The 19449-nt window shown below is 67.0% G+C and carries 18 protein-coding genes; 8 read left to right on the forward strand and 10 right to left on the reverse strand.

All coding sequences use genetic code 11. The features are described from left to right. The first annotated feature begins 27 nt into the window (after nucleotides 1-27). From MYCSP_RS13665 to msrB, 3 genes are read left to right on the forward strand one after another with little or no spacing between them, the layout of a single operon-like run. On the forward strand, nucleotides 28-1581 hold the full coding sequence (locus tag MYCSP_RS13665) for an alpha/beta hydrolase (protein WP_083018540.1): 1554 nt from the start codon (nucleotides 28-30) through the stop codon (nucleotides 1579-1581). A gap of 46 nt (nucleotides 1582-1627) precedes the next feature. Continuing rightward, nucleotides 1628-2995, forward strand: a complete 1368-nt coding sequence (locus MYCSP_RS13670) for a glycosyltransferase family 87 protein (RefSeq protein ID WP_083018542.1) — start codon at nucleotides 1628-1630, stop codon at nucleotides 2993-2995. After that, entirely contained in the window at nucleotides 2952-3341 is a 390-nt protein-coding gene (gene msrB / locus MYCSP_RS13675; RefSeq protein ID WP_207547382.1) for a peptide-methionine (R)-S-oxide reductase MsrB, read from the forward strand. Before MYCSP_RS13670 ends, msrB begins: the two co-directional genes overlap by 44 nt. A 75-nt stretch (nucleotides 3342-3416) precedes the next feature. Here the strand turns inward: msrB and hemQ are convergent, their stop codons facing one another. From hemQ to hemE, 3 genes are read right to left on the reverse strand one after another with little or no spacing between them, the layout of a single operon-like run. Then, entirely contained in the window at nucleotides 3417-4112 is a 696-nt protein-coding gene (gene hemQ / locus MYCSP_RS13680) for a hydrogen peroxide-dependent heme synthase (RefSeq protein ID WP_088414002.1), read from the reverse strand. Further along, nucleotides 4105-5466 (reverse strand): protoporphyrinogen oxidase, encoded by a 1362-nt coding sequence (locus tag MYCSP_RS13685; protein ID WP_088415620.1) that lies wholly within the window; start codon nucleotides 5464-5466, stop codon nucleotides 4105-4107. The genes hemQ and MYCSP_RS13685 overlap by 8 nt, the downstream gene beginning before the upstream one ends. An 11-nt stretch (nucleotides 5467-5477) precedes the next feature. Next, the gene (gene hemE / locus MYCSP_RS13690; protein WP_162266239.1) at nucleotides 5478-6578 is read right to left on the reverse strand and encodes a uroporphyrinogen decarboxylase; all 1101 of its coding nucleotides are present in this window, start codon (nucleotides 6576-6578) and stop codon (nucleotides 5478-5480) included. Between the two features lie 106 nt (nucleotides 6579-6684). Here hemE and MYCSP_RS13695 point away from each other — a divergent pair, with 106 nt between their 5' ends. Beyond that, the gene (locus MYCSP_RS13695) at nucleotides 6685-7221 is read left to right on the forward strand and encodes a DUF3000 domain-containing protein (RefSeq protein WP_070910762.1); all 537 of its coding nucleotides are present in this window, start codon (nucleotides 6685-6687) and stop codon (nucleotides 7219-7221) included. 22 nt (nucleotides 7222-7243) lie between these two features. After that, nucleotides 7244-8446, forward strand: a complete 1203-nt coding sequence (locus tag MYCSP_RS13700) for an HRDC domain-containing protein (protein ID WP_083018547.1) — start codon at nucleotides 7244-7246, stop codon at nucleotides 8444-8446. Between the two features lie 71 nt (nucleotides 8447-8517). On the opposite strand, the gene dxs is transcribed toward MYCSP_RS13700, so the two are convergent. The 4 genes from dxs to MYCSP_RS13720 form a co-directional block, all read right to left on the reverse strand. Beyond that, entirely contained in the window at nucleotides 8518-10443 is a 1926-nt protein-coding gene (gene dxs / locus MYCSP_RS13705; protein ID WP_070910503.1) for a 1-deoxy-D-xylulose-5-phosphate synthase, read from the reverse strand. Nucleotides 10444-10464: 21 nt separating this feature from the next. Beyond that, nucleotides 10465-11790 (reverse strand): Na+/H+ antiporter NhaA, encoded by a 1326-nt coding sequence (gene nhaA, locus MYCSP_RS13710; protein WP_088414006.1) that lies wholly within the window; start codon nucleotides 11788-11790, stop codon nucleotides 10465-10467. Nucleotides 11791-11891: 101 nt separating this feature from the next. Next, on the reverse strand, nucleotides 11892-13058 hold the full coding sequence (locus MYCSP_RS13715; RefSeq protein ID WP_083018551.1) for a class I SAM-dependent RNA methyltransferase: 1167 nt from the start codon (nucleotides 13056-13058) through the stop codon (nucleotides 11892-11894). Nucleotides 13059-13068: 10 nt separating this feature from the next. Beyond that, nucleotides 13069-15063, reverse strand: coding sequence for an APC family permease (locus MYCSP_RS13720; protein ID WP_207565796.1), 1995 nt, complete (start codon nucleotides 15061-15063; stop codon nucleotides 13069-13071). A gap of 120 nt (nucleotides 15064-15183) precedes the next feature. Here MYCSP_RS13720 and MYCSP_RS13725 point away from each other — a divergent pair, with 120 nt between their 5' ends. Beyond that, nucleotides 15184-15876 carry a potassium channel family protein gene (locus MYCSP_RS13725; protein ID WP_088414008.1) on the forward strand — a complete coding sequence of 231 codons (693 nt, stop codon included), beginning with the start codon at nucleotides 15184-15186 and terminating at the stop codon, nucleotides 15874-15876. Continuing rightward, nucleotides 15873-16532, forward strand: coding sequence for a potassium channel family protein (locus MYCSP_RS13730; RefSeq protein ID WP_070910507.1), 660 nt, complete (start codon nucleotides 15873-15875; stop codon nucleotides 16530-16532). The genes MYCSP_RS13725 and MYCSP_RS13730 overlap by 4 nt, the downstream gene beginning before the upstream one ends. Nucleotides 16533-16539: 7 nt before the next feature. Here the strand turns inward: MYCSP_RS13730 and MYCSP_RS13735 are convergent, their stop codons facing one another. Together MYCSP_RS13735 and MYCSP_RS13740 are read right to left on the reverse strand one after the other, a co-directional pair. Further along, nucleotides 16540-17283 (reverse strand): DUF3159 domain-containing protein, encoded by a 744-nt coding sequence (locus MYCSP_RS13735; RefSeq protein ID WP_083018558.1) that lies wholly within the window; start codon nucleotides 17281-17283, stop codon nucleotides 16540-16542. Continuing rightward, nucleotides 17284-17655 (reverse strand): OB-fold nucleic acid binding domain-containing protein, encoded by a 372-nt coding sequence (locus MYCSP_RS13740; protein WP_030093774.1) that lies wholly within the window; start codon nucleotides 17653-17655, stop codon nucleotides 17284-17286. It abuts the gene before it with no gap. Nucleotides 17656-17814: 159 nt separating this feature from the next. On the opposite strand from MYCSP_RS13740, the gene MYCSP_RS13750 reads away from it, so the two are divergent. After that, nucleotides 17815-18477 (forward strand): alpha/beta hydrolase family protein, encoded by a 663-nt coding sequence (locus MYCSP_RS13750; RefSeq protein WP_088414012.1) that lies wholly within the window; start codon nucleotides 17815-17817, stop codon nucleotides 18475-18477. Nucleotide 18478: 1 nt separating this feature from the next. Here MYCSP_RS13750 and sigI read toward each other — a convergent pair whose 3' ends face one another. Then, nucleotides 18479-19357 (reverse strand): RNA polymerase sigma factor SigI, encoded by an 879-nt coding sequence (gene sigI, locus MYCSP_RS13755; protein WP_088414014.1) that lies wholly within the window; start codon nucleotides 19355-19357, stop codon nucleotides 18479-18481. Nucleotides 19358-19449 lie beyond the last annotated feature (92 nt).

Consider the following 19449-nt stretch of genomic DNA (forward strand, 5'->3'; position numbering starts at 1 on the left):
CAACATTCACCCGATACTGTGGTCGGCATGCGTGCACGGCTGACGGGGGCGATGGCGGTTGCCCTGCTGCTGACGGGGGTGACGGCTGGGTGCGCCCCCGGCCCCTCGGCGGGACCGCATTTCGCGATGGACGAGGGCCACGGAAATGCCGGCCCCTCCGTGGCACCGCCACCGAGCGGCCCCCCGTCGATCGACAAGCCCAAGGTCGACCTGTCCTGGCAGGACTGCACTCGTGACGTGCTCGCCAGCGCCAACATCACCACCTCGCCGACGTTCAGCCTCGAGTGTGCCGAATACAAGGCTCCGCTGGACCCGATCAACGGCGCGCCAGGCAGCGTGACGCTGGGCGCGGTGCGTGCCAAGACCTCGCAGACCCCCGCCGATGCCGGCCCGCTGGTCTTCACCACAGGGTCCGATCTGCCGTCCTCGGTTCAGCTGGCGACGTGGCTCAACGGCCCGGGAGCCGAGGTGCTCAAGCAGCGCCCCGTGGTGGCCGTCGACCGCCGCGGTATCGGCCGATCCGACGCCATCACGTGCCGCGACACCTGGGACATGCGGGACATGCGAGATCAGGCGCAGAACCGCGGTGGCGATGACCCGGTCGCGAGCCTGGGCAAGATCGTCGAGACGGCCACGACCAACTGCACCGACACCATCTCCCCCGGCGACTCCGCCTACAACGACGCGCATGCCGCCGAGGATCTGGAGGCGCTGCGCGCCCAATGGGATGTGCCGAATCTGGCGCTGCTCGGCATCGGCAGCGGTGCCCGGGTTGCCCTGGCCTACGCCGGATCCCATCCCAACAAGGTGGCCCGGCTGATGCTCGATTCTCCGGTGGCCGCCGATATCGCCGCGGAGGCCGCAGCCGAGCAGCGGCTCAAGGGCCAGCAGTCGGCATTCGACGCCTTCGCCGCGCAGTGCCTCGCCAACAACTGCCCGCTGGGGCCCGATCCCGCCGGGGCCGTGGGCGACTTGTTGAACCGAGCACAAAACGGCGGCCTTCCGTGGTCTCGGGCGACGGTCGTCAGGGCGATCACCACGGCATTGGCGTATCCGGTCGGCGACGGCACGGCCGTCGTGCAGAACCTTGCGAACGCGCTCAACGCGGCGCGCGGTCCCGACAGCGCCGCGCTCACCCCGCTGGTCGACCGGGCCAATGCGCTGCGCGATTCCGACGGCCAGTTCGTCAACTCCTGCAGCGACGCGCTGGCCCGCCCCACCCCCGACCGGGTGCGCGAGCTGGTGGTGGCCTGGGGCAAGCAGTACCCGCTGTTCGGTCGCACCTCCGCCCTGGAATTGGTGAACTGTCTGCAGTGGCCCAGCGGCTCCAAGCCGAACCCACCGCAGGACCTGAAGATCAACGTGCTGATCCTCGGCGGGCAACACGATCCGATCTCCGGCAGCGAGGGCGTCTCGGCGACCGCCGCGGTGATCATCAACGCCAAGGCGGCCAGCAAGCGCGTCATGTGGCAGGGCATCGGCCACGGCGCCATCGTCTACACCCCGTGCGCACAGCCGCCCGCCCTGGCATACCTCAACGACGGAAAGCTCCCGGAGACCGACACGTTCTGCCCGGCCTAGTCGTCCTTACCGGAGCCGCGCCGGGCGCTCAGGGTACGGTGCCTGCGTGGTGTCAGTCGATACGTTCGTTACGGGCTTCAAGAACTCGTTGAAACCTCCGACCGCACCGCGATCGGTTTCGGCCATCCTGCGATCGGCGCTGTGGCCCCTGGCCATCATGGCGGTGATCCACCGCAGCTACGTACTGGGCACCAACGGTTACATCACCGACGATTTCGGGCCCGTCTACCGCGCCGTCATCGCCTTCAAACGGCAGCAGCCGGTGTACGCCGAGAACTTCAACTACGTCGACCCGCATTACCTCTACCCGCCGGGCGGCACCCTGCTGCTCTCCCCGTTCGGGTACCTGCCGGTGGATGCGTCGCGGTACTGGTTCATCACCATCAACACCATCGCGATCGTGATCGCGGCCTACTTCCTGCTGCGGCTGTTCAACTTCACGCTGGCCTCGGTGGCCGCACCCGCGCTGTTGCTGGCCATGTTCTGCACCGAAAGCGTCACCAACACCCTGGTTTTCACCAACATCAACGGCGTGGTGCTGCTGCTGGAGGTGCTGTTCTTCCGCTGGCTGCTGGACGGGAACAAGAATTCGCAGTGGTGGGCCGGAGTCGCCATCGGCCTGACGCTGGTGGTCAAGCCTCTGCTGGCGCCACTGTTGCTGCTACCGCTGCTCAACCGGCAGTGGCGAGTGTTGGCAACCGCCTTCGGGATTCCGCTGTTGTTCAACGTCGTGGCCGTCTTCGGCCCCGCCAAGATCGGGCCCTTCAAGGTGCGGGTGGTCGACCCGGGCAACTTCGTGCACCGCACCGTCAAATACATGCTGGAGCCGCGCGACTACTTCAACTCCTCGATCCAGGGCAACGGTCTGTACTACGGGTTGCCGACTCCCCTGATCTGGAGTCTGCGCGGCGCGTTCCTGGTGATCGCGCTGGTGAGCATCTGGCTGCTGTACAAGCACTACCGCCAGCGCGACCCCAAGTTCTGGGCGCTGACCACCGGCGGCGTCGTGCTGACCGCGTCGTTCCTACTGCTGGGCCTGGGACAGGGCTACTACTCGATGGCACTGTTCCCGTTCGTCATGACGATCGTGCTGCCCAACTCGGTGCTGCGGAACTGGCCCGCCTGGCTGGCGATCTACGGGTTCTTCTCCATGGACCGCTGGCTGCTGGGCCATTGGCCCACCACGGGCCGTGCCCTGGAGTACCTGAAGATCACCTACGGATGGTGCCTGCTGCTGATCGTCGTGATGATGGTGCTGGTGCTTCGGTACCGGGATGCCAAGGCCGCTGGCACACTGGATCAGGGGCTAGACCCCGACTGGATGCGCGAAAAGGCACAGACTGAGGAGCCGTCCGATGAGCGAGCCGAAGGTGAATCTGACCGACGAGCAGTGGCGCGAGCGACTGACTCCTGACGAGTTCGCGGTGCTGCGTCGTGCCGGCACCGAGCGGCCGTTCGTCGGCGAGTACACCGACACCAAGACCGAGGGCGTATACGCCTGCCGGGCGTGTGGTGCCGAGCTGTTCCGCAGCACCGAGAAGTTCGAATCCCATTGCGGGTGGCCGTCGTTCTTCGATCCGGCCGATTCGGATGCGGTGATCCTGAAGCCCGACGATTCGCTCGGCATGCGGCGCGTCGAGGTGATCTGCGCCAACTGCCACAGCCACCTGGGGCACGTATTCGAGGGCGAGGGATACCCCACGCCGACAGACCAGCGGTACTGCATCAATTCCATCTCGCTGACGCTGCAGCCGTCCTAGTAAGCCGACACGCCGCATTGGGGCGTATTCGTATCGCACGTGGACGCCACGAGACGGCGTGTCGGCGCAATGGGTCTACGGCAGACGGGCGACGAGTTCCTCGGGCGAGATGCGCGGGCCGGTGAAGAACGGCGTCTCCTCACGCACATGCAGCCGCGCCTCGGTGGCGCGCAGGTCGCGCATCAGGTCCACGATGCGGTACAGCTCCGGCGCCTCGAACGCCAGCAGCCACTCGTAGTCGCCGAGCGCGAACGCCGGCACGGTGTTGGCGCGCACGTCCTTGTAGGCACGCGCGGCGATCCCGTGATCGGCGAGCATCTTGCGCCGCTCCTCGTCAGGCAGCAGGTACCAATCATAGGACCGCACAAAGGGATACACGCAGATGTAGGCGCCGGGTTCCTCCCCCGCGAGGAAGGCCGGGATGTGGCTCTTGTTGAACTCGGCGGGCCGGTGCAGGGCCGCGTTGCTCCACACCGGAGTGCTGGCCCGGCCCAGTACGGTGGTGCGCCGAAAGTCGCTGTACAGCGCCTGCAGCTTCTCGATGGATTCGGCGTGCGACCAGATCATGAAGTCGGCATCGGCACGCAGACCGGCCACGTCGTAGATGCCGCGCACCACGACGCCGTCGTCCTCGTGCCGCTTGATCAGGGTGGCCACCTCGTCGGCGACACCGTCGCGGTCTTCGCCCAAGCCCCCGTCGCGCAGCTGGAACACCGAGAACATCAGGTAGCGGATGGTGGAGTTCAGGGTGTCGAAATCGAGGCTAGCCATGCCCCCATCGTGCCACGCTGTCCCGCGCGGCCTGAGAGGCGGCGGCCACACAAGCCGGCACCCCGATGCCGTCCAGGTAGGAGCCCGCCACCGCTATTCCCGGCGGCAACTCGGCGCGCAGTGCCTGCACCACCTCGGCGTGGCCGGGGCCGTACTGCGGCATGGCGTCGATCCAGCGCGCCACCGCCGTATCCATGGGGGCGACGGAAACGCCGAGCACCGTCTCCAGGTCGGCGACGGCCCAGTGCCGCAGCTGCTCGTCGCTGGTGGCCCGCGCCACGGTGTCGCCGAAGCGTCCATAGGACAACCGGACCACCTGGGTACTCCGCCCGCGCAATCCCCACTTGCTGGTCGAGAACGTTATGGCCTTGGTATGCAAGGCTTCTCCCGATGCGACGAGTACGCCGGAGTTGGCGGGGATCGGGGCGTCGCCGGGCAGTGTCAGGGCCACGACCACCGAGGAGGCCACCGGAATGGTCCGCGCCGCGGCCGCCGACTGCGGTGCCACCACATCCAGAATGTCGGCCGCGCGGGGTGCGGGCACCGCGACGACGACGGCGTCCGCGCGATCGGAGGTGCCGTCACCGACGACGGTCCAGCCGTCTCCATCACGCTCGACACCGGTGACCGCGAGCCGCCGGTGTTCGGCGCCGCTGCGCCGCCAGAGTTCCTCCACCAGCACCGTGTAACCGCCGTCGATGGCACCGAAGATGCCGGTGGCCGAGATCGGCGGCAATGCCTGCCGGGCCGCGGCCAGCAGGCTGCCCGCCCCCTCGTCGAGAGCCTTGGCGATACCGGGCGCCGCCGTGCGCAGACCCGTCGTGGCGGCCGAGCCCGCGTACACGCCACCGAGCAGCGGGTCCACCAGCCGCGCGACCACCTGCGGGCCAAACCGCAACGAGACCAGGTCGGCGACCGTGGGCTCGGCTCCGATGGTCCAGTGCATATCGCGCTGGGGCTCACTCTCGATGCGCGCGACAGTCTCCTCGTCGACGAGACCGACAACCGAGGACGCGGAGGCCGGGATGCCGTTGACGGTTCGCGTGGGTAGCGGATGCAGGCTGCCACCGGCGTAGACGAGAGGCCGCGCCCCGGTGGTCTCCAGCGTGCGATCCGCCAGCCCCAATTCGTTCAACAGGTCCAGCACCTCGGGACGCCGGGTGATGAAGGCCTCGGCCCCGATGTCGACTCGGTGCTCGCCCAGGCTGATGGTGCGAAGAATCCCGCCCAGCTGCGCGGCGGGGTCGTACACGGTGAGGCGAACCTTCTCGCCGAGCTCACAGCGCAGCCGATACGCAGCCGTCAGACCCGAAATACCGCCCCCCACAATGGCTATGGAGGAGATATCGGCCACGCCCGCGGAGCTCACAAGGAGTGCACCAACGCCACCGCATCGGTGAGGACCGCCGGATCGGTATCCGGCAGCACGCCGTGGCCCAGGTTGAAGATGTGCCCGGCAGCACCGTCGGCCACCGCCTGGCGCCCCTCGGCGACGATGCGGCGCACCTCGCTCTCCACCACCGGCCACCCGGCCAGGAGCACCGCCGGATCGAGATTGCCCTGCAAGGCCTTACCGGGTCCGACCCTGCCCGCGGCGACGTTCAACGGGGTGCGCCAGTCCACACCGACCACGGTGGCGCCCGCCTGCCCCATCGCACCCAGCAGCTCGGCGGTGCCAACCCCGAAGTGCGTCATGGGCACACCGGCGCCCGCGAACTCATCGAAAATTCTTGTGCTGTGCGGTAATACGGCCGAGCGATAGTCGGCCAGCGACAGTGCACCCGCCCAGGAATCGAACAGCTGCAGCGCGTCCACGCCGGCGTCCAGCTGTGCACGCAGAAACGCGATGGTGATATCGGTCAGCGCGGTCATCAACGCATGCCACGTCTGCGGATCGCCCAGCAGCAGGGCCTTGGTGCGCTGGTGGTGTCGGCTGGGGCCGCCCTCCACCAAATAGGAGGCCAGGGTGAAGGGGGCGCCCGCGAAACCGATCAGCGGGGTCTGTCCGAGCTCCCTCACCAGCAGTCGCACCGCCGCGCTGACGGCCTCGACCTGACCGGGCTCCAGACGCGGCAGCACCGTGACATCGGCGGTGGTGCGCACCGGTTTGGCGATCACGGGGCCGACATCGGGAACGATGTCCAGGTCGATGCCGGCGGCCTTCAGCGGGACCACGATGTCCGAGAACAAGATGGCGGCGTCCACCTGGTGCCGACGGATCGGCTGCATGGTGATCTCGCAAACCAGTTCAGGGTTGAAACAAGCGTCCAGCATGGCGTGATCGGCACGCACCGCGCGGTACTCGGGTAGCGAACGCCCGGCCTGCCGCATGAACCACACCGGCGGGCGGCTGGGGGTCTTACCCGCGGCAGCAGCCAGGTAGGGAGAAAGCGGCAGGTCGCGGCGGGTTTTTGCCTCCGTCGCGCTATCTTCGTTCAATCCGGTCATCACCGCCCATGCTGCCATGGCAACCCTGCACGGCGCGCCTGCGGGAGCATGTCGGCCCGGCGCGCTACCGTCCATTGCTGTGACGTCTGCCGAACCAGCCCCGTTCCGCGCGGCGGTCGACGCGATGAACTCCGTGACCGCGCGTCCGGAAATCGAGCTGGGCACTATCCGTCCCCCACAGCGGCTGGCGCCGTTCAGCTATGCACTCGGCGCGGAGATCAAGCACCGCGACGTCGATAACGTGCCCGAACAATCCGAGGGCGACGCGTTCGGCAGGCTAATCCTGTTGCACGACCCCGACGGTGATGAGGCATGGAACGGAACCATGCGGCTGGTGGCCTACATCCAGGCCGATCTGGATGCTTCCGAGGCCGTCGACCCGTTGCTGCCGGAGGTTGCCTGGAGCTGGCTCGTGGACGCGCTCAATACGCGCACCGCGGATGTGACAGCGCTGGGCGGAACCGTCACCGCAACCACCTCGGTCCGCTACGGCGATATCGCCGGTCCTGGGCGTGCCCACCAGCTGGAGCTGCGCGCATCCTGGACCGCTACCGGCACCGACATCGGTACCCATGTCGAGGCGTTCTGCGAAGTGTTGGAGCATGCCGCGGGCCTGCCGCCAGTGGGTGTGACGGATCTGGGGTCGCGCCACCGCGCCTAGCGCATACGCTGCTGACTCAGATATGGACACAGACTCCGAGCTTCCCGAACCAACACCGCTGCTGCGCCCCGCCGAAGGGGTGCCGCCGATCACCGCGTCGACAGATGAGATCCGCGCGGCTGCACGACGTTTAGCCTCCGGCACCGGCGCTTTTGCGGTCGATGCCGAGCGAGCCTCGGGGTTCCGTTACTCCAATCGGGCCTATTTGATCCAGATCCGGCGCCGTGGCGCGGGGACGGTGCTGCTGGACCCGACGAATGTTCCGGACGCTCTCGGACCGATCGTGGAGGCCTTGAGCGCCGACGAATGGATCCTGCACGCCGCCGACCAGGATCTGCCATGCCTGGCCGAGCTGGAGATGAGGCCACCGTCGCTCTACGACACCGAATTGGCCGGGCGCCTCGCCGGATTCGAGAAGGTGAATCTCGCGGCGATGGTGCACCGACTGCTGGGCCTGGGCCTGGCCAAGGGACATGGCGCCGCCGACTGGTCCAAACGTCCGCTGCCGGACGATTGGCTCAACTATGCGGCGCTGGATGTCGAAGTGCTCGTCGAACTGCGTGAGAAGATCGCCGAAGTGCTTGCCGAACAAGACAAGACCGAATGGGCGCGGCAGGAGTTCGAGTACCTTGCGCACACACCGGCCTCGGCCACCCGACGGGACAACTGGCGCCGCACCTCCGGCATCCACAAGATCCGCAAGCCCGGACAGCTGGCCGCTGTCCGCGAATTATGGCTCAGCCGTGATGAATTGGCCCGCGCACGAGATGTAGCCCCCGGACGGACGCTACCCGATTCGGCGATCGTCGAAGCGGCGCTGGCCGACCCCAAGTCCCGCGCCGAACTGATCGCCCTCCCCGTCTTCGGTGGCCCCCGGCAGAAGCAGCAGGCCGATCGGTGGCTGGCGGCGCTGGCCAAGGCGCGCAGCGGTACGGCCGCACCGCCGGTCAACGAACCGACCACTGGACCTCCACCGGTGTCGCGATGGTCGCGGCGCAAGCCCGAGGCCTATGCCCGCCTGGAAGCGGCACGGGCGGCCCTATCGGCGCTCTCCGAGCAGATCACGGTTCCCGTGGAGAACATCGTCACCCCGGAGATCGTGCGGCGAATCTGCTGGGATTGGACCGGAAACGGCGACGTTGACGAACTGCTGGCCGGCCATGGCGCACGTCCGTGGCAGCGGGAGCTTACCGTGCCGATCCTGGCCGCCGCGCTGGCCGAGTAACCCGCCGACACGCCGTGTTCTGCGACCGGTACTCGCGAAACCCGTCGTAAACCGTAGCTTTCGATCGAGGGTTAGTCGACCTGCTGCGTCGCCGGGTTCACGGTGCTGTCCCCGATCTCGCGGCTCATCGCGGCCACCCATCCGGTGATCTTGCGGGCGATGTGCTGATCGGTCAGACCAAGCTGCTCAAGGACCTGCCCGCGCGACGCGTGCTCCAGGAACTGCTGCGGCACACCGATATCCCGGCTCGGAATGTCCACATCTGCATCCTGCATCGCCGCGGTCACCGCACTGCCGGCGCCGCCGTGCACGCCACTGTCTTCCAGGGTCACCACCAGGCGATGCTGGCGGGCCAGCTCCACCACATGCTCGGGCACCGGCAGCACCCAGCGCGGGTCGACGACGGTCACACCGATCCCCTGCTTGCCAAGCCGCTCGGCGGTCGCCAGGGCCGTCGAGGCGAACGAGCCGACCGCCACCAACAGCACATCGGCGTGCAAGCCGCTGAGCGGCCGCGCCAGAATGTCGACCCCGTCGCGCCGCTCTACCGCCGGGATATCCTCGCCGACTTCGCCTTTCGGGAAGCGCAGCGCGGTCGGACCATCCTCGACGGCCAGCGCCTCGGTCAGCTCTTCACGCAGCCGCGAGGCATCGCGCGGCGCGGCGACGCGCATTCCGGGCACCACGTTCAGAATCGACAGGTCCCACATACCATTGTGGCTGGCCCCGTCGCTCCCGGTGATCCCCGCCCGGTCCAGCACGAAAGTCACCGGGAGCTTGTGCAGCGCGACGTCCATCATCACCTGATCGAACGCGCGGTTCAGGAACGTGGAGTAGATCGCCACCACCGGATGCAGCCCGCCCATCGCGAGCCCGGCCGCGGAGGTGACGGCATGCTGCTCGGCGATACCGACGTCGAACAGCCGATCGGGGAAACGCTCACCGAACTTGCTGAGCCCGGTGGGGCCCGGCATGGCCGCGGTGATCGCCACGATGTTGCGATGCTCGCTGGCCACGTCGATGAGGGCATCGGAGAACACCGATGTCCAGCCCGGGGCCGAAGCCTTGATGGAACGACCGGTTTTCGGGTCGATGACACCGGTGGAGTGCATCTGCTCGGCCTCGTCGTCCTCGGCCGGGCCGTACCCCATGCCCTTGCGGGTGATCACGTGCACGATCACCGGGCCGCCATAGCCGCGGGCGCGCCGCAGGGCGTCCTCCACCGCGTGCTCGTCGTGACCGTCAACGGGCCCAACGTATTTCAGCCCCAGGTCGGTGAACATGACCTGTGGCGACACCGCGTCCTTGACCCCCACTTTGAGGCTGTGCATCAAGGCGTATGCCAGCGGCCCCACCACCGGCATGCCGCGCAGCAGCTTCTTGCTCTCGTCCAGAACCTTCTCGTACGACGGAGTGAGCCGCAGTCCGGCCAGGTGCGAGGCGAGGCCACCGATGGTCGGCGCATAACTGCGCCCGTTGTCGTTGACGACGATGATGATGCGCCGATGCTCCTCGGCGGCAATGTTGTTCAGGGCCTCCCAGCACATGCCACCGGTGAGCGCACCGTCACCGACAACCGCGACAACATGCCGGCGCCGTTGCCCGGTCAACTCGAATGCCTTGGCCAGTCCGTCCGCGTAGGACAGCGCAGTCGAGGCGTGGCTCGATTCCACCCAGTCGTGTTCGCTCTCGGCGCGGGACGGGTACCCCGACAGACCGTCCTTCTGGCGCAGTGTGTCGAAATCTCCGGAGCGGCCGGTGAGGATCTTGTGCACGTACGCCTGATGCCCGGTGTCGAAGATGATCGGGTCGTACGGCGACTCGAAGACACGATGCAGGGCCAGCGTCAGCTCGACGACACCCAGATTGGGCCCGAGATGGCCGCCGGTCGCGGCGACCTTATGGATCAGGAACTCACGGATCTCGTCAGCGAGTAAGTCCAGTTCTCGCTTCGAGAGACCCTGCAGGTCACCCGGCCCCCTGATGTCGTCAAGCATCTGGCCAGTCTACGCAGCAATTCAGATTCGGTCGCTTGGAGCAGAGCCAAAAACATCCGGCACTCCGTCGTGGTCGGCATCGAGGCTCTCTTTAGCCTCGATGCGCCGGTACGCCCGGTTCCGCAACCGCAGCACCACCGAGGCCACCGCCGCCGACGTCAACGAGCCCGTCAGCACACCCACCTTGACGTGAGACGCGGTTTCCGCGCCCAACCCGGATGTCGCCGACTCCGCGGCTCCAAACGCCAGTTCGCCGATGAGCAGGGAGACCGTGAAGCCGATCCCGGCGAGCAATGCCACCCCGGCGATATCGAGCCAACTCAGGTCGTCGTCGAGGCTGGCCCTGGTGAACCGTGCCAGCAGGTAGGTGGTGAGGAAGACTCCGACCGGTTTGCCGACCAGCAGGCCCAGGACCACCCCCAGCGCCACCGGGTCGAGCAGCGCCTGGCCCAGCCCCGTGAAGCCGCCCAGGGTCACGCCTGCGGCGAAGAAGGCGAACACCGGAACCGCGACACCGGCCGACAGCGGCCGCAGGCGATGCTCGAATCGTTCGGCCATCCCGTGCACATCGGTGCGGCCGTCGCGCCGCAGGACGGGAACGGCGAATCCCAACAGCACCCCCGCCACGGTGGCGTGCACACCCGAGGCGTGCACCAGCGCCCAGGTGGCCACCGCCAGCGGCACCAACAACCACCATTCCCGTCGGCGGCGCTGCACCGCCAGCGCGAACAGCCCGAGTGGGATCAATGCCAGCCCCAGCGGCCCCCAGTGCAGCTCATCGGTGTAGAAGACGGCGATGACGATGACCGCCAGCAGATCGTCCACCACCGCAAGGGTGAGCAGGAAGGTACGCAGTGCCGAGGGAAGGTGGGTTGAAATCACGGCGAGCACGGCGAGCGCGAAGGCGATGTCGGTGGCCGTGGGGATCGCCCACCCTCGCATCGCGGCCCCTTCACCGGACGCGTTGACCGCGAGATAGACCGCGGCCGGGACGAGCATGCCGCCCACCGCCGCGACGATCGGCAACGCGGCTCGGCCCGGGTCCCGCAGGTCGCCCGCCACGAATTCGCGTTTGAGTTCCACACCCACGACGAAGAAGAAGATCGCGAGCAATCCATCGGTGGCCCAGCCCGCCAGCGTCAAGTTCAGATGCAGCCGCTCCGGCCCGAGCGTGATGGCCCCCAACCGGTAGTACCAGGAGCTCCACGGCGAATTGGCCCAGAGCAGTGCCGCCAGGGCCGCCACCACCAAGAGCACGCCGCCGACGGTTTCCTTGCGCAGAATCTCGGCGACGCGCGACGACTCCGCCCACGATCCGCGGGTGAAGACGCGCTGGCTGAGTCGCATGAGTCGGTGTCCGTTCCTTTTCCGGCAGGGTCAAGTACCGCCGACCAGACTTCCCGGCACACCTGGGGTCACTTTATAAGATCTTTACGCTCGCCGCCGTCTCACCGGGTGAGCAGCGCGAAGCTTTCGATGTGATGCGTCAGCGGGAAGGCGTCGAACACCCGTAGCTCACGCACCTGGTATCCACGCTGCAGATACAGACCCACGTCACGCGCGAATGCCGCTGCCTCACAACCGATATGGATAACCCTTGGAACGTTGGCCGCGGCGATCTTCTCGATGATCTCGCGGCCGGCACCCGCCCGGGGCGGGTCCAGCACCGCGACATCGGCCTCTCCCAAGTCGCGCATCGCGTTGCGCACCGATCCACAGATCATGGTGATCTGACGCAGATCCCCCAACGCACCCTTGGCGCTGCGAAACGCGGGCCGCGATGTGTCGACGCTCACGACGCTTCCGGTACGGCCCACGGCTTCTCCCAGCGCCGCGGCGAAAACCCCGACACCGCCGTACAAATCCCACGCGCGCATGCCCGGCTCCAGTTCGGACCATTCGGAGACCAGTCGGCTGTAGGTGTTCGCGGCGTCACGGTGCGCCTGCCAGAACGCGGTAACCGGTACCAGCCAGTGCCGGTCCCCCACCTTCTGCACCGCGACGTCCTCGCCCTCGACAATCGTGCGTCCGCGCAACACATGTCGGCGTCCCTGATCGTCTATCACGGCGTGCAGCGGACCTTCGGAACCTAGTTCGGGTTCGTCCAGTCCATCGAGCAACCCCGGCACCACCTGCGCGCAGCGCAGATCGGTCACCAACTCGTCACTGTGATACCGATGGAAACCCGGCCGACCCAAGGCGTCGACGTCCAGACGTACCCGGGTACGCCAACCGGTGGGATCGCCGGTTCCGATCGGCTCGGCGGCGCCCTGCCACTCATACTTGCCCAGCCGTGCCAACTGCTGACTCACCACGTCGCCCTTGAGCTCCCGTAGATACGCGGGATCGACGAAAGATAAATCACAGCAGCCAGACTCGCCGCTGCCGTGGGCGATGGGACACAGCGGATCGATGCGGTGCGGTGAGGGATCAAGCACCTCGATCGCCGACCCATGCCAGAAGCTGGCCTGCCGATCGTCGGTGATCTGGACACGCACCCGCTCGCCGGGCAGCGCATATCGGACGAAAATGACGCGCCCGTCGTGCCGGGCCACCACACTGCCCCCGTTCGCAGGTCCACCGGTCTGGACCTCCAGGATGTCGCCAACCGTCATCGACGAACCATCACGCGTCGAACCCGCGCCGCGAGTCACCCGGCGCGAACTGCCCGTCGAGCTCGCGGCGGCGTTCAGACGAATCGAGTTGCCAAGGAACGGATGTGACCATGACATTGGGAACGAACAGCAGACGTCCCTTGAGCCGCAGCGCACTCTGGTTGTGCAGCACCTGCTCCCACCAATGTCCCACCACGTACTCGGGGATGAATATACAGACGACGGTGCGCGGCGCTTCCTTGCTGATGCGCTTCACGTAATCGAGTATGGGCCGGGTGATTTCGCGATACGGCGAGGCGATCACCTTCAGCGGTGTGCTGATATCGCTTGTCTCCCATTCCCGGACAAGCTCGCGGGTATCCCGGTCGTCGACGCTGACGGTCACCGCTTCCAGCACGTCGGGACGGGTGGCCCGGGCATATGCGAGGGCGCGCAGCGTCGGCTGATGCACCTTGGAGACGAGCACGACGGCGTGGGTGCGGCTGGGCAGCACCACTTCTCCCTCGTGGTTGTCCAGCTCGCGGGCCACTGTGTTGTAGTGCTTGTGAATCATCTTCATGAGCACGAACAGCAGGCCCATCGCCAAGATCGCGATCCATGCTCCGGCAAGGAATTTGGTCACGAGGACGACCAACAGCACCGTGCCGGTCATGATGAAGCCGATGGTGTTGATGATGCGCGAGCGGATCATCTTGCCGCGTACCGCCGGGTCGGTCTCGGTGGTGAGCAGCCGAGTCCAGTGCCGCACCATGCCGATCTGGCTGAGGGTGAAGGACACGAAGACACCGACGATGTACAACTGGATGAGGGCGGTCACCTCGGCCTTGAAGGCCACCACGAACAGGATCGCAACGGCGGACAGGAAGATGATGCCGTTGGAGAACGCCAACCGGTCGCCGCGGGTGTGCAGCTGCCGGGGCAGGTAGCGGTCCTGCGCCAGAATCGATCCGAGCACCGGGAAGCCGTTGAAGGCGGTGTTCGCGGCCAGCACCAGGATGAGGGCGGTCACCACGGTGATGAAGAGGAAGCCGATCTTGAAGTCTCCGAACACTGCCTCGGCCAGCTGCGCGACCAGGGTCTTCTGGTGATAATCGGCGGGGGCACCCACCAGCTGCTGGGCCGGATCTTCGGCGATCTTCGCGCCGGTGCGCTCGGCCAGCAGGATGATGCCCATGAACAGCGTGATGGCTATGCCGCCCAGGAGCAGCAGCGTGGTGGCCGCGTTGCGTGACTTCGGTTTCCGGAAAGCGGGCACACCGTTGCTGATCGCTTCCACACCGGTCAGCGCGGCACAACCCGACGAGAAGGCCCGCGCGACAAGGAAGACCAGCGCGAAGCCCATGATGCCGGTGCCTTCGCCATGCATTTCGAAGGACGCCGATTCCGCCTTCAGCGGGGTGCCGAGCACGTAGATCTGGAACAGCCCCCAGCCCAGCATGAGATACATGCCGATCATGAAGGCGTATGTGGGAATCGCGAACGCGGCACCCGATTCGCGCACACCACGCAGATTCATCGACATCAGGATCACGATGGCGACGACCGCGAACGTCACTTTGTGCTGGGCGACAAGCGGAATCGCCGAGCCGATGTTGGACATCGCGGATGACATGGAAACCGCAACGGTCAACACGTAGTCCACCAGCAGCGCGCTGCCCACGGTCAGACCCGCGGTGGGCCCGAGATTGGTGGTGACCACCTCGTAGTCGCCGCCGCCGGAGGGATAGGCGTGCACGTTCTGCCGATAACTGGCGACCACCACCATCATCACCGCGGCGACGGCGAGGCCGATCCAGGGCGTCATCGCATAGGCGGACATTCCCGCGACGGAGAGCACCAGGAAGATTTCCTCGGGCGCATATGCCACCGAGGACAGCGCGTCGGAGGCGAAAACCGGCAGCGCGATGCGCTTCGGCAGCAGGGTATGGCCAAGACTGTCACTGCGAAACGGTCGGCCGATTACCAGGCGCCGAGCCGCCGTAGACAGCTTGGAAAGCGTAGACACGAACGCCAACATTAGGCCACGCGAGCAATCGCGGTACGGTCTCACTTGACATCGCTGTGTCTGGTGCCGTGACGCGGCGTCTAACTATTGCGACGAAGCCGTATCCAGAAAGGTCAACCGGTGCGAGTAGTGGTGATGGGCTGCGGGCGCGTGGGCGCCGCGCTGGCCGGCGGCCTGGCCAGGATCGGCCATGAGGTGGCGATCATCGACAAGGAAGCCTCGGCGTTCAACCGGCTCGGTCCCGAATTCAGTGGCGAACGCATCGTCGGCATGGGTTTTGACCGAGACGTCCTGCTGCGTGCCGGGATCGAGCGGGCACAGGCCTTTGCGGCGGTCTCCTCCGGTGACAACTCGAACATCATCTCGGCCCGGGCGGCTCGGGAGACCTTCGGTGTCGAGCGGGTGGTGGCCCGTATCTACGACGCGAAGCGCGCCGCCGTCTACGAGCGGCTCGGCATTCCCACCGTCGCGACGGTGCCGTGGACCACCGATCGCCTGCTGCACGCTCTTACGCGCGAAAGCGACACCACCAAATGGCGTGACCCCTCCGGCTCGGTTGTGGTCACCGAGCTGGCGCTGCACGAAGATTGGATCGGCAAGCGCATCACCGCGCTGGAGGCCGCCACCGGCGCCCGGGCCGCCTTCATCATCCGATTCGGCACCGGTGTGCTCCCCGACGCCAAGACGGTGATCCAGGACAGCGACGAGGTGTACGTCTCCGCGGTGTCGGGACGAGCCGCCGAGGCCATGGCCATCGCGGCACAGCCTCCCGGTGAGGACGCCGACGACGATCACACCGGGGGTGCCCGATGAAGGTCGCCATCGGAGGAGCCGGTGCCGTCGGGCGTTCGATCGCCCGCGAGCTCATCGAGAGCCGTCACGAGGTCACCCTGCTGGAACGCAACCCCGAGCACATCGATCCGGAGGCGGTACCCGAGGCGCAGTGGCGTCTGGGCGACGCCTGTGAGATCAGCCTGTTGGAGGCCGAGGAGCTGCACACCTTTGATGTGGTGATCGCGGCGACCGGTGACGACAAGGCCAACCTGGTGCTGAGTCTGCTGGCCAAAACCGAGTTCGCGGTCGCGCGTGTCGTGGCCCGGGTGAACGATCCCCGCAACGAGTGGCTGTTCGACGATGCCTGGGGCGTGGACGTCGCGGTGTCGACACCCCGAATGCTGGCATCCCTGGTCGAGGAGGCCGTCGCGGTGGGCGACGTGGTGCGGCTCATGGAGTTCCGCAAGGGACAAGCGAACCTGGTGGAGATCACACTGCCAGACGACACCCCGTGGGGCGGTAAGCCGGTGCGCAAGCTCGAACTCCCCCGCGACGCGGTACTGGTGGCGATCCTGCGCGGATCGCGCGTCATCGCGGCGCAGCCCGACGAACCGCTTGAGGGCGGCGACGAGCTGATCCTGGTGGCCACCGCCGATATCGAGGACGAGCTACACCGGGCCGTGCTGCCCGAGTAATCCGTGGTTAGGCGGTCGGCTCCGGCTCGGGCGCTTGTTCGGTGTGACGGCGCACATAGCGGATCACCAGCAGGGTGACCAGTGCACCGACGGCCGTCAGCGGCCAGCCCATCGCGATCTTGGCACCACCGAGCCAGGCCGTGTTGCCGGCCAGATAGAGCCACTCTTGCACGATGAATCGGACGGCGAACAACAGGATCCACGCCACCGTCGCGATATCGAAGGCCGTCAAGATGCGCCGATTGCCGCGCCACGACATGTCGCCCCCGGTGGCCCAGCTGTACGCGTAGCCGACTATCGGGCGGCGGATGATGACCGACACCAGGAACACGGTGCCCCAGAAGAAGTTGGCCCAGATGCCAATGAGGAAGTAGCCCTTGGCCTCTCCGAGCAGATACGCGATCAGCGCGCTGATACCGACGCTGATGAATCCCGATATCGCCGGCTGCAGCGACTCATGCCGCACCAGTCGCCAGATCAGGACCAGCGTTGCGGCCGCCAGGGCCGCGACGATCGCGGGGATCAGCGAGGAGATGCTGACCGCGACGACGAACACGATCACCGGAATCGACGAGTAGACGACGCCCTGCCATCCCCCGGCCTGATGCCACATCTCGTGCAGCGGAGAACTTCCCGGCTCTTCGGGTTTGGTGCCGGGCACGCTGAATCTCAGCTGCGGGCCGTCCGCGGTGTCCGAACCGACATGCGCGCCGCCCGAGCCGTCGGGCTCGTGCGATGGGGTCTCTGGCACTTAGCGCTGGATTTCGTAGTACGGGTTGTGAATCACCTTGCCGCCGTTCTCGAGCTTGCCCAGGCGACCGCGAACCAGCAGGGTGCGGCCCGACTCGATACCGGGGATGCGGCGCTGGCCCAGCCAGACGAGGGTCACGGTGTCGGTGCCGTCGAACAGCTCGGCCTTCACGCCGGCCACACAGCCCTTGGAATTGGTCTCCACGGTGCGCAACGTGCCGCACATGGTGACTTCTTGGCCGCGTTGACAATCAATGACGCGCTGAGCACCGGTGGCGGCGGCGTCGTCACCGATTTTCTCGGCGTCTACTTGCTCCAGGTCCTCTGTCAGTCGACGGGTAAGTCGACGCAGATAACCGCCGGTGGTAGCCACTTCCAGTCCTGGCCTCTCAACATGCCCGATCGTTTGATCCGTGCATCCGCCACCGTAGACCTTTGCGCGCCCCGATGCCAGGCGACCCCCTGGGTCTCCCGGACACCGGGCAAGATCAGGTGCGTGACCTTAGAACTTGATGGCCACACGGCTATTCTCATGCCCGGCACGGGCTCCGACGACAACTTCGTCAGCAGGGCCTTCGGGCCCGCCCTCGCCGCGGCGGGGGCCACCCTGATTGCCGTGCGCCCAGAACCGAACGACCTGGTCAACGGCTATGTACGGGCGCTCGACCGGGCCGCCCTGCGCGGTCCCATCGTGGTCGGCGGAGTATCGATCGGCACCGCGGTGGCGCTGACATGGGCCTTGCAGAACCCCGGGGCGACGGTGGCCGTGCTGGCGACGATGCCCGCGTGGACCGGGGCACCGGAGAACTCGCCTGCCTCGGTGTCGGCCCGGGTGACCGCCGAATCCCTGCGGACCGACGGATTGGCAGCGGTGACCGCCGCCATGCAGGCCAGCAGCCCCGGCTGGCTGGCCGCCGAGCTCACCCGATCATGGGCCGTCCAGTGGCCGGGCCTCCCCCGTGCCATGCAAGAGGTTTCCGCGTTCGTGAATCCCTCCGCCGACGACATCCGCGGACTGACCGTGCCCTTGGCCCTGGCCGCGGCCACCGACGATCCGATCCATCCGCTCACGGTGGCCCAGGATTGGGCGAACTGGGCGCCGCGTGCGGCGTTGCGCACTTTCAGCCTGGATCAGCTGGGCGCCGACCCGACCTGTCTGGGGCGGGCGTGTGTCGGCGCGCTGAGCGACATCTGAGTCACAGCCCGCGTGCGGCAGGGTCGGCGGTTGCCTCGATCTTGAGCACCAGACCATCGCGCACCGTGAGGGTGACCACCGCGAAGAGCCTGCGCTGCGCGAAGGCCAACAGGACCGGCTGCCCGAACGGCCCGCCCACCAACGTGGCACCGTGACCGAGGTACATCAGCAGGTTGGTGGCGACATCCGTGCGTCCACGGTTGACCTGCGGCGGCGGTGCGGGATCGCCGATAACGGTGCCCACTCCCCAGACGCCGGGGTCCAGCACCGCCATCAACCCGGTGAGGTCTCCGTTGGCGCATGCGGTGACGAACTTTTCGATCAGCCGTTGATGCTCGGCACCGGTGACAGCTCCGGCCCGCGATGCGGACTGCTGAAACCGGGCGCGCGCACGCCGCGCGAGTTGGCGGCAGGTCCCCACCGGACGACCCACCGTCGAGGCGATCTCTTCGAACGGAACCCCGAACACGTCGTGTAGAACGAACGCCACGCGCTCGCCGGGGCTCAGCGAGCGAAGCACCTCAAAGAGGGCACCGCGCACCTCGTCATCCAGGGTGACCCGGTCGGCGGGATCCGCGCTTGCCGATCCATGCAGCGGCACAGCAGATTCCACCATCGGTGCGGCGCCAGCCTGCTCGCGGCGCATCCGCGCCGAGCGCAACTGATCCAGGCACAACCGGCCCGTCACCACCGACAGCCAGGCGCGCGGTTCATCGATCTGTTCGTCGTCGGCGCGTGCCAGCCGCACGAACGCCTCTTGGGCCGCGTCTTCGGCGTCCCCGACATCCCCGAGCATCTGATAGGCCAGGTTGACCAGGTACGGATAGTGGTCACGCCAGGCCGCGGTCACCAGCGCGTCGTGGGTGGACGAGGAGCTCATGTCACTACGACGATTCCGTGGCCCCGAAAGTTACCGATCCGGGCGGTAACCTGCGTAACTTTCCGTGCCCGCGCCCCGTCGTAGTCATGTGG

Origin of the sequence: Mycobacteroides saopaulense, from assembly GCF_001456355.1 — a bacterium.
In the GTDB taxonomy this organism is placed as follows: Bacteria; Actinomycetota; Actinomycetes; order Mycobacteriales; family Mycobacteriaceae; genus Mycobacterium; species Mycobacterium saopaulense.